Below are 9,076 nucleotides of genomic sequence, written 5' to 3'. Positions count from 1 at the left end.
CGTTTTTGACCGGCGTCACCTCGACTGTTCTGATGGGTGTCGCCCTTGTCGTGGCGCTCGACGGCCGCGAGCAGCTCGCCACGCCGCCGGAGATCGCCGACCTCGCCACCGTGCAGGACGACAGCGGCGGCGAGGCGGCCAAGACCACGCGCCTCGTGCCGCCGCGCCAGGTGGCGCGCGCCAAAAACCGCCGGCGCATGGAAGTCTCCATGATGACCCGCGTCGGCGATCACGACGTCATCAAGACTATGCCTTTTGTGCAGATCAAGATGCCGCTCGCCGCCGGCTACAAGACCACCCGTTCCTACCCGCCCTTCGACCCGCTCGCCGTCTTCGCCGAGGACGGCGCGGCGGAGGTCACGGCCGCCGCAACCACCGGCGCGCAGATATACGGGTCGAAGGTCGAGAACGAGATGAGCCTGAAGACGGTCGACTTCCCGATCTCGACCGCCGCTTTCGACGAGAAGAGCGACCTGACCTCCGCCGAGGTCGAGGAGGTGGTCCGCACCACCGGCGCCGCGCTGACCGACGGCGCGATCCAGGTCGCCGCGCTGCACTATGTCGATCCGCAGCGTTTCGGCGACGGGCTCGACGCGCAGGCGCTGGCCGCCGCGTCCTACGGCATCCGCATCACCCAGGAAAACGTCTCCGTCGCGCCGCGCAGCGAGCCGGCCGCCGACGACATCGCCTATGCCGAGGACCTGATCCCCTTCAACAGCGACCGCGACGTCACCGAAGCACTCGCCGACGCGGGCTATGCCGGGGACGATGCGAAGGCAATGGCTGCTGCCGTCGCCGACCGGCTGAACGCCACGACGCTGAAGGCCGGCACGGTGCTCTGCATCGGGCTGGAGGTGCGCGGCGAGGACGCCAAGATGGTACGGCTCGGCGTCTACGACCGCACGCAGCATCTGATCACCGTCGCCGTCAACGACAGGAACACCATCGTCACGACGCCCGAGGCCGAACCCAATCCCGGCCTGCAGACCGCCTTCGACGACACGCCGATCATCACCGCGCGCGGCGCCCTGCCCTCCGTCTATGACGGCATCTACCAGGCAGCCTATTCCTACGGCATGTCGCGCTCGATGACGCGCCAGTTGATCAAGCTGCTCGCCTCCGACGTCGACTTCCAGTCGCGACTGAGCCCGTCCGACCAGATCGACGTGTTCTTCTCGCAGCCCGACGACAGCGACGCGGTTTCGGACGATTCGGAACTGCTCTACGTCGCCACCAATTTCGGCGGCGTCGCCCAGAAATTCTACCGCTTCGCCTTCCCGGACGGCTCGATCGACTATTTCGACGAAGACGGCCGCAGCTCGAAGCAGTTCCTGATTCGCAAGCCGGTGCCCAACGCCGTCTTCCGCTCCGGCTTCGGCGGCCGCAACCACCCGATCCTCGGCCTTACGCGCATGCACACCGGCGTCGACTGGGCGGCGCCGCGCGGCACGCCGATCATCGCCGCCGGCAACGGCGTCGTGGAAAAATCCGGATGGGCCGGGGGTTACGGCCGCCAGACCATCGTGCGCCACGCCAATGGCTACGAGACCTCCTACAACCACCAGAGCGGCATTGCGCAGGGGATAAGACCCGGCGTGCGCGTCCGCCAGGGTCAGGTCATCGGCTTCGTCGGCACCACCGGCCTGTCGACCGGGCCGCATCTCCACTTCGAACTGATCGTCAACGGCACCAAGGTCGACCCGATGCGCGTGCGCCTGCCCTCGGGCCGCGCCCTGAAGGGCGAGGACCTCGATCGCTTCCAGGTCGAGCGCAAACGGATTGACGATTTGCTGAAGGAAGACAAGGACGGCTCGGCGCTGAAGGTCGCCAGCGCAGGAAAGTAGCCGGGGCAATCCCCCGCCGCGCCAGCTTGCCTGCTGTTGGTATTCTGTTCACAGCATCGGCCTGGAGTGCAGATCGCCTGCTTTTGCGGCAGACGACACCTACCGTTGGCGGCGCTCCGCGCATAATGTTGCCCGCATGGTGCTGCGACAGACCATAAAATTCTGCTCCTCGCGCGACGGGACCAGGATTGCCGTCGCGTCCGTCGGAAGCGGCCCGCCGCTGCTGCGCGCCGCGCATTGGCTGAGCCATGTCGAATACGACCTCGAAAGCCCGATCTGGCGGCCATGGCTGACGGCGTTTTCGGAGCGCAACACCTACGTCCGCTACGACCAGCGCGGCTGCGGCCTGTCCGACCGGCAGCCGGCTGACATATCGTTCGATGCCTGGCTGGCGGATCTCGAAGCGGTCGCCGACACCATCGACCAAAGATCCTTCCCGCTGCTCGGCATGTCGCAAGGCGGCGCGCTGGCCATCGCCTTCGCGTTGCGTCATCCCGAACGGGTCTCGCATCTGATCCTCTTCGGCGCCTATGCGCGCGGCGCGCACCACCGGGCAACGAACGAAGCGGAGCGACTCGAAGCGAAAACCTTGGTCGACCTGATCCGCGTCGGCTGGGGGCGGGACAATCCGGCCTTCCGCCAGGTGTTCACCAGCCTGTTCATCCCAGGCGGGACGGCGGAGCAGCATCGATGGTGGAACGACCTCGAACGCATCAGCACGAGCCCGGAGATCGCGGCACTGACGCTTGAGCAGCTTCACCAGATCGATGTGACGGCGATGGCCGCGCAGCTTCGGGTTCCGACGCTGGTGCTGCATGCGCGCGGAGACGCGCGCGTGCCCTTCGAGGAAGGCCGGAAGCTGGCCGGGCTGATCCAGAACGCCAGATTCGTGCCACTGGAGAGCAGCAACCACACGCTGCTTCCGTCCGAGCCTGCCTGGCTGCAGTTCCTGGCCGAGATACGTAGCTTTCTGACGCCCGAAGCGGAAACCCTTCGCAGGCCGTCCGTCGACCGGGCGGGCCTCACCGCCGCCGAGGCAGAGGTTCTGGCGCTTGTCGCCGCCGGTCTCGACAACCGGGCGATCGCCGGGCAGTTGGGCAAGGCCGAGAAGACGGTGCGGAACCAGTTGTCCTCAATCCTTGACAAGCTTGGCGTGCGCAGCCGGGCGGAAGCCATCGTGCTCGCCCTGAAGGATTGATGGGGACAGGCCCACCATACCGGCGAATGTTTTTCACGACGGGCGGGACAAACGCCCCATGCGCTCCGCTCCGACGCACGTTTTTCTCACCGCACCATCGCTTTGCCGGCCCGCCTGCCGCGGCCGCGCCAAGCTTGTCGAAATAGGGATGGCATGCCCGGTCCGCCGGCCTCGCCATTGGAAAAAACGGAGGAGACCGAGATGGACGCGATCAGCCAGGATAAGGTCAGCGAAGACAAACTGAACAGTTTTGTCGGGCAGCTGTTGTCCGATCTCGGCGGCGCGGCCAGCGTTCCGCTGGTCAGGATCGGCGACACGCTTGGACTGTATCGGGCGCTCCACGAGAAAGGCCCGATGACGCCGGCCGCGCTCGCCAAGGCCAGCGGCTGCCATGAACGATACCTGCGCGAATGGCTCAGCGCCCAGGCCGCGTCGAACTATCTGGCCTATGACGCGGGCACCGGAGCATTTTCGCTCCCGCCGGAGCAGGCCATGGTGTTCGCCGTGGAAGGCAGCCCGGTGAACATGATCGGCGCCTTCGATATGATGGCGGCGATGGTCGAAAACCAGAAATCGGTCGAAACGGCCTTCCGCACCGGCGACGGCGTCGCATGGGGCAGTCAGGAGGGCTGCCTGTTCTGCGCCGTCGCCCGCTTCTTCCGCCCGGGCTATCTGAACAACCTCGTCTCGGCCTGGCTCCCTGCCCTGGACGGCGTCGTCGAAAAGCTGGAGCGCGGCGCCAGCGTGGCCGATGTCGGCTGTGGCCACGGCGTTTCGACCATGCTGATGGCCGAGGCATTCCCCAACTCGACCTTCGTCGGCTACGATTTTCACGAAGGCTCGATCGCGGAGGCGAACGAACACGCCAAGGCGCATGGGAGCACCGGCAATCTGCGCTTCGAGGTCGGGCTGGCAAAAGATTATCCCGCCAAAAATCTCGACCTCGTGACCTGCTTCGACTGCCTGCACGACATGGGCGACCCGCGCGGCGCGGCGGCGCATGTCAGGCAGTCGCTGAGACCGGACGGAACCTGGATGGTGGTCGAGCCGATGGCGCAGGATCGGCTCGAAGCCAACCTCAATCCGGTCGGCCGCCTCTATTATTCGGCGTCGACGATGATCTGCGTGCCTACATCGTTGGCGCAGGAAGAAGGCGCAGCACTCGGCGCGCAGGCCGGCGAGGCCCGGCTGAAGGACGTCATCCGCTCCGGCGGCTTCGGGAAAGTACGGGTGGCGACGTCGACGCCGTTCAACATGGTGCTCGAAGCGACAGCCTGAGGCCGGCCCGAGATCACGGGCGTCGGAAGCAGCCGCGCTTACGCCATGGCATCTCGACGACCAAGCGCCGAGCCCTTCAGCTCGCCGCCTTTATCCGTCCGTCGCCGCGGCCCGGTGTGCCGACCCGCTTGGCCCGCTTGGCGGCATACATCGCCTGGTCGGCCGAGGCGATCAGCGCTTCCGCGTCCCGTCCGTCGTCGGGATGCACGGCGATACCGACCGTAGCGCCCACGGCAAGGCTCGACGTGCCGAACTGCCGTGGCCTTGCCATGTCGCGGGCGAGCCGCTGCGCAAGAAACAGCAGCGATTCGCGGCCGGTGGAACCCGGGATCACGATGCCGAACTCATCGCCGCCGAGCCGCGCCACCGTGGTCCCCTCCGGTGCCGCATGGGCGATCTGCTCGGCCACTGCGATCAGCACCTCGTCGCCAACCGCATGACCGTAGGTGTCGTTGACCGGCTTGAAGCCGTCCAGATCGATGAACAGCACGGCGCAGTTCGACGACGAGTTTTCCGATATCGCGATCGCCGTCCGCAACGCCTCGCCGAAGCGGCGGCGATTGGCCAGCCCGGTCAGCGGATCGTGCCTGGCCGACTCATGGGCGAGGCGTTCGGCAGCCTCGCGGCGCGCGATTTCGCGGAAGAGCTGCCGGGTGCGGATGGCGAGAAACACAATGGAGACCAGGCCGGCGCAAAGCAGCAACGACAAGAGCTCGTCGAGTTCCCAGTCTTCATAGAGGCGGGTTGCCGCGAAAAGCCGATCGTACAGGTCGATGGTCGCCACGATTGCGAAAAGCCCGATCACCGCCAGCAACCACAGCCCGGCGGTCAACACCCGGCGCCAGACCTTGGCCGGCCACATCCCCGGGTCGTCGCCATTGGAATGGCTCTGCCGATGCAGATCGGTTGCCGACATCCAGCCCGCCCTCGTCGTCGAAAGCGTGAGGCCAAACGATTAACGGCCAGTCAGTTTCGACGATTGAATTTTATCAAAGACCGTTGCCGCCGTCACCGCCCGATGCCCCTTTCCGCGAGCGCCTTAGGACCCGCACGACCGCGGCGCGAGCAGGCTGAAAATATGCCTGCACAAGCTCCATGGATGATCCGGATCGCGTCAAGCTCGTCAAGCCGGACCCATCCGTGCCGTCAGGCCGAAACGCCGGAAGAGCCCGGTCGAGAAAGGCTGAGGCGCTGACCTCACTCGACGAATTCGACAATCACTCCGGCCGAGACCAGCTTGGCGAGTTCCTGGGCGTCCCAGTTGGTCAGGCGTATGCAGCCATGGCTTTCGGTCTTGCCGATCTTCGACGGATCCGGCGTGCCGTGGATGCCGTAGGTCGGCTTGTCCAGCGCGATCCACACCGAGCCGACCGGGCCGTTGGGTCCGGGCGGGATGGTCAGCACCTTGTCGTTCTCGCCCTGCTTGAAATTGAGCTTCGGATTGTAGGTGTAGTTCGGGTTGATTGCTACGCGCGACACGGCATGCGTGCCGGTGGGCGACGGGGTATCGGACGAGCCGATCGTCGCCGGATAGGCGGCGACGAGCTTGCCGCCGGCATCGTAGGCCCGCACCTGCTTCTGGCCCTTGTCGGCAATGATATGGGCAACCTTGGTGGTGACGTTCGAGCCGAAGTTGGCGACCCGCACCAGCGTCCCCGGTCGCGAGAAATTCGCCTCCGGATTCAAGGCCTTCAGATAGCCCTCGTCCATATGGAACCGCTCGGCCAGCATCTCGGTGACCGAGGTGTAGCTCATATGGTCGAGCTTGGCCTTCTCGCTGTAGTCGGCGGGAACCGCGGCAACGAAAGGTCCGGCCGCGTCCTCGGGCGTGATCTCGTACAGGCCCAAGGCATCGCCGCCGCTCTCCGCAAGCGCTGCCGTGATGCCGATCGTGTCCGTCGACTTCAAATTGGTGCCGGTCAGTTCGCGATAGGCGGCGAATGCCTTGTCGACATTCGAACCGAATTTTCCGTCGATGACGCCGGGCGAAGCCCCTGCCCTGTCCATCAGCACCTGGATTGCCGCGACATCCTCGCGCGCGGTGAAGTTTAGCGCAGGCGGCGTCGCCGGACTGACGGTTGTGTCGGGACGCGGCTCGACCGTGCCGGTTATGTCCGATTCGGCCGAGCTGACCTGCCCGCCGCCGAGCGGCGCACGCTGGATCGGCTCCTGGCTGGCCATGACCGGCGGGGCCTCGCGTCCGCCGCGCGGCGGGCGCGGCGCAGCCGGGAATTCGTCGGGCGCCGGCTCGCGGTAGCCATAGTCCTCCTCGGGCTGGGCGTAGTCCGGAATGGCATAGCCGTCATCCGACGGAACGGCCCTCAAACCCTCGTCGCGCCTGAGCCGTGCCATGTCTTCCGGATCGTCGAGATAATAGCGGTCCTGGCGGCGGATCTCGCGGCGGCGCTCCCGAAATTGGTCGCGCCGGTTGTTGAACTCGCGCGGCTGCACGGCGATCACCTCGCCCGTCACCGAATCGACGATGACCCGGTTGCCGTTGCCGTCGAAATAGACTTCCGCGTCGCGATATTGCGCGAGCCGGATCTCGCCCTGCGCCGGAGCCTGCCGCGCCGGTTCGCGCATCCATGGCGCGGGGGATTCGGATGCGGCAGCGGCACTTGCCGCCAAACCCATTGCCATGGCCGGAAGAAAAATCAGCCCGCGAAGCATTGTTGGTCGTTCTCTCCGGTTCCCGTCCGTCGTTCCGCGCCCGGATAGACCGTAACGCGCCTGCGAATCTAGTTGTTCCAGTATGAACAGGGCATGAAGATGACCGCCAGCATTTTCCGATGCCCGGCGTAGAACCGTGCCCGAAGAGGCGCGCGGGCGGGCAGTTCAGGCGTTGTCCAGCCCGAGTTCCCGCCGTATCTTCTTCGTCAGCCCGAGGACGACCCGCCGCCGGCTCTCCCGCAGATAGTCCTTGAGTGCGGCGTCATCCATCGATTCGTCCGTCTGCCTCTGGATCCATTTCATGCCACGCGAGGCAAGATAGGGCGCCGGGCGGCAGCCGGGCTGCTCCCTCAAGATGTCGAACGCCATTTCGGAAGTCTTGAAGGTCACGGCAAGCGCGTCGCCATCGCTCCAGCCGGCAATGGCGAAAACCTTGCCGCCGACCTTCCACACATGCGCCCCGCCCCACTGGACGACATGGGTCGTGGCGGAAAGCGAAGCGCAGAAGGCGTTGTAGTCGTCGAGGGTCATGGCCCCTCTCTCGCACACATGACGGGTCCTTGCCACGCTCCGGATTTTCACCGGCCTGGCTGTTGATCATTCCCGGCAAGTTCAGGGGACAGTTTCCTTGATTCCGCAGAAAGACGCAGCGTTTCAAGGTTGACGCGGGCGGAATCAGGTAACTGTCCCCGGGCGTTCGACGCGTCATGACGTGTCGGGGCGGAGCGCGTAGTGGGCCAGCGCGTGGGCGTGCGCCAGAATCTCGTCGATGTCGCGAATGTTGCGCCCGGGCGGGGCGTCAGGATCGTAGCGGGACAGGCGGCCGCCCGGTGGCCGGCCGCCGCGCAGAGGCGTAACGCGGCAAATGCGTCCCGCCGCAAGCGCCTGATCGCGCCGTGCTTTCCAGCGCGCGAAGCGTTTCACCTGCCCCGGCAAATCGTCCAGCGCGCGGGCAAGCGCCGCCAGCCGCCGGCCAAGACGGCCCGCGTCGAGCGGATCGTCGGGCGAGGGCGGCTTCCAGGCCGGGACGGCAAGGTGCTGGGTGATGCCGGCTATGCAGATGCGCGGCACGCTGGTGGCGACCGCCCGCCGGCGGTGGCGGCTCCACCGCGTCAGCGGATCGAGCAGCGGGAAGGAAAGCGGCCGGGCCGCCGTCTTGCGAGGAACGAGATGGGCCAGATGGGCAGGGACGGGTGCGCCGCGCGGCAAGACGATGCCGGTGCCGACGCCGTCGCGCACGAAGATGGAAGTCGGCCTCGGCTTCGGCTTGGCCTTGCGCGCGTGCCGCGGCGGTAGCGCCACGACGACACCGCGCGCCAGCACGATGACCAGGCGCCGCGCCGCGGATTCGGCCGGCCGCAGCAGCCTGAGCACGGCGCGGTAGAGATGGCGCGGCAAGCCAGGCGCCGGGGACGGTTCGCTTTTTTCCGCCTGCGCCGGAGTTGAGGCGGCCACGCCTTTCCCCGGAAACAAAGCAAACTGTCCCCCCATCTCGACCATGGCGACGAGCGCGGCCACGATGCGCCTCAGCGCCGCGCGGTGGTTCTCGATCACTGCACTCAAGTCCATCGCCGCCTCCCTTGCTTCGAACACAGGCGCGACGATTGTCGTCTGCGCGGGGAGGTTGGGGATAAATGGGAACGGATTTTTTGCGAGGTGCCCGTCAAGCACATGGAATCACAGGAAGACTCTTTTTGATTCATTCGAGGGACCGGAAATCCATCCCCTTTTTTGAGACGCACGCCACCCGATCAGAGGCAGGCGATTGACACGCTCGCGCCGTTTCCTAGCGGAAAGCGCGCACAAGTGCGCTGGAGAGAATGAAACCGGGAACCCGTATATCTGTCTCTATTGTATGATCTCAGATACGACACGGCCCAGGCCATCTGTGCGATATTGACGTAGTGTCAGCGCCGTTCCGATCTGAAGGAATCGCCGGTCTCCCTCGCCACCTTACTTCCCTTTGGCGCAACGCGTTTTTGGCCGCCAGATTTAACAAAAAGTAAGAAGATTCATATGATCACATATGGCCGGATAAGGGCGCCACCTTACCCCTGCGGTTTGTATTGCTGCATGCAGCGAAGCC

The 9,076-nt window shown here is 65.8% G+C and carries 7 protein-coding genes (1 of these 7 running past the window's edge); 3 read left to right on the top strand and 4 right to left on the bottom strand.

The genetic code is table 11. The features are described from left to right. The 3 genes from ACSBOB_RS08810 to ACSBOB_RS08800 form a co-directional block, all read left to right on the top strand. Nucleotides 1–1,844: the 3' portion of a M23 family metallopeptidase gene (locus ACSBOB_RS08810; RefSeq protein ID WP_442582056.1), read on the top strand. Its footprint begins 115 nt before the window's first position; 1,844 of the gene's 1,959 nt are visible here — the last part of the coding sequence; its start codon lies off the left edge, out of view; it ends in the stop codon at nucleotides 1,842–1,844. 136 nt (nucleotides 1,845–1,980) lie between these two features. Beyond that, nucleotides 1,981–3,042 carry an alpha/beta fold hydrolase gene (locus ACSBOB_RS08805; protein ID WP_442582055.1) on the top strand — a complete coding sequence of 354 codons (1,062 nt, stop codon included), beginning with the start codon at nucleotides 1,981–1,983 and terminating at the stop codon, nucleotides 3,040–3,042. Nucleotides 3,043–3,243: 201 nt separating this feature from the next. Then, on the top strand, nucleotides 3,244–4,320 hold the full coding sequence (locus tag ACSBOB_RS08800) for a class I SAM-dependent methyltransferase (RefSeq protein ID WP_442582054.1): 1,077 nt from the start codon (nucleotides 3,244–3,246) through the stop codon (nucleotides 4,318–4,320). Between the two features lie 76 nt (nucleotides 4,321–4,396). On the opposite strand, the gene ACSBOB_RS08795 is transcribed toward ACSBOB_RS08800, so the two are convergent. The 4 genes from ACSBOB_RS08795 to ACSBOB_RS08780 all read right to left on the bottom strand — a co-directional run bounded on the left by ACSBOB_RS08795 (nucleotide 4,397) and on the right by ACSBOB_RS08780 (nucleotide 8,559). Further along, on the bottom strand, nucleotides 4,397–5,236 hold the full coding sequence (locus ACSBOB_RS08795) for a diguanylate cyclase domain-containing protein (RefSeq protein WP_442582053.1): 840 nt from the start codon (nucleotides 5,234–5,236) through the stop codon (nucleotides 4,397–4,399). 281 nt (nucleotides 5,237–5,517) lie between these two features. Further along, on the bottom strand, nucleotides 5,518–6,990 hold the full coding sequence (locus ACSBOB_RS08790; RefSeq protein ID WP_442582052.1) for a L,D-transpeptidase family protein: 1,473 nt from the start codon (nucleotides 6,988–6,990) through the stop codon (nucleotides 5,518–5,520). A 165-nt stretch (nucleotides 6,991–7,155) separates the two neighbouring features. Further along, complete coding sequence (locus ACSBOB_RS08785; RefSeq protein ID WP_442582051.1) at nucleotides 7,156–7,521, bottom strand: MmcQ/YjbR family DNA-binding protein; 366 nt, start codon at nucleotides 7,519–7,521, stop codon at nucleotides 7,156–7,158. Nucleotides 7,522–7,695: 174 nt separating this feature from the next. Then, entirely contained in the window at nucleotides 7,696–8,559 is an 864-nt protein-coding gene (locus tag ACSBOB_RS08780) for a hypothetical protein (RefSeq protein WP_442582050.1), read from the bottom strand. Nucleotides 8,560–9,076 lie beyond the last annotated feature (517 nt).

Origin of the sequence: Mesorhizobium sp. KACC 23794 (assembly GCF_052180275.1) — a bacterium.
Taxonomy (GTDB): domain Bacteria; phylum Pseudomonadota; class Alphaproteobacteria; order Rhizobiales; family Rhizobiaceae; genus Kumtagia.
Note: the sequence above shows the minus strand (reverse complement) of the source record. Positions and strands in the feature narration are given on the sequence as shown.

Bases quoted from the DNA above. Each gene is read 5' to 3' on its own strand.
- ACSBOB_RS08805 (WP_442582055.1), top strand. From the start codon at position 1,981: ATGGTGCTGCGACAGACCATAAAATTCTGCTCCTCGCGCGACGGGACC.
- ACSBOB_RS08800 (WP_442582054.1), top strand. From the start codon at position 3,244: ATGGACGCGATCAGCCAGGATAAGGTCAGCGAAGACAAACTGAACAGT.
- ACSBOB_RS08795 (WP_442582053.1), bottom strand. From the start codon at position 5,236: ATGTCGGCAACCGATCTGCATCGGCAGAGCCATTCCAATGGCGACGAC.
- ACSBOB_RS08790 (WP_442582052.1), bottom strand. From the start codon at position 6,990: ATGCTTCGCGGGCTGATTTTTCTTCCGGCCATGGCAATGGGTTTGGCG.
- ACSBOB_RS08785 (WP_442582051.1), bottom strand. From the start codon at position 7,521: ATGACCCTCGACGACTACAACGCCTTCTGCGCTTCGCTTTCCGCCACG.
- ACSBOB_RS08780 (WP_442582050.1), bottom strand. From the start codon at position 8,559: ATGGACTTGAGTGCAGTGATCGAGAACCACCGCGCGGCGCTGAGGCGC.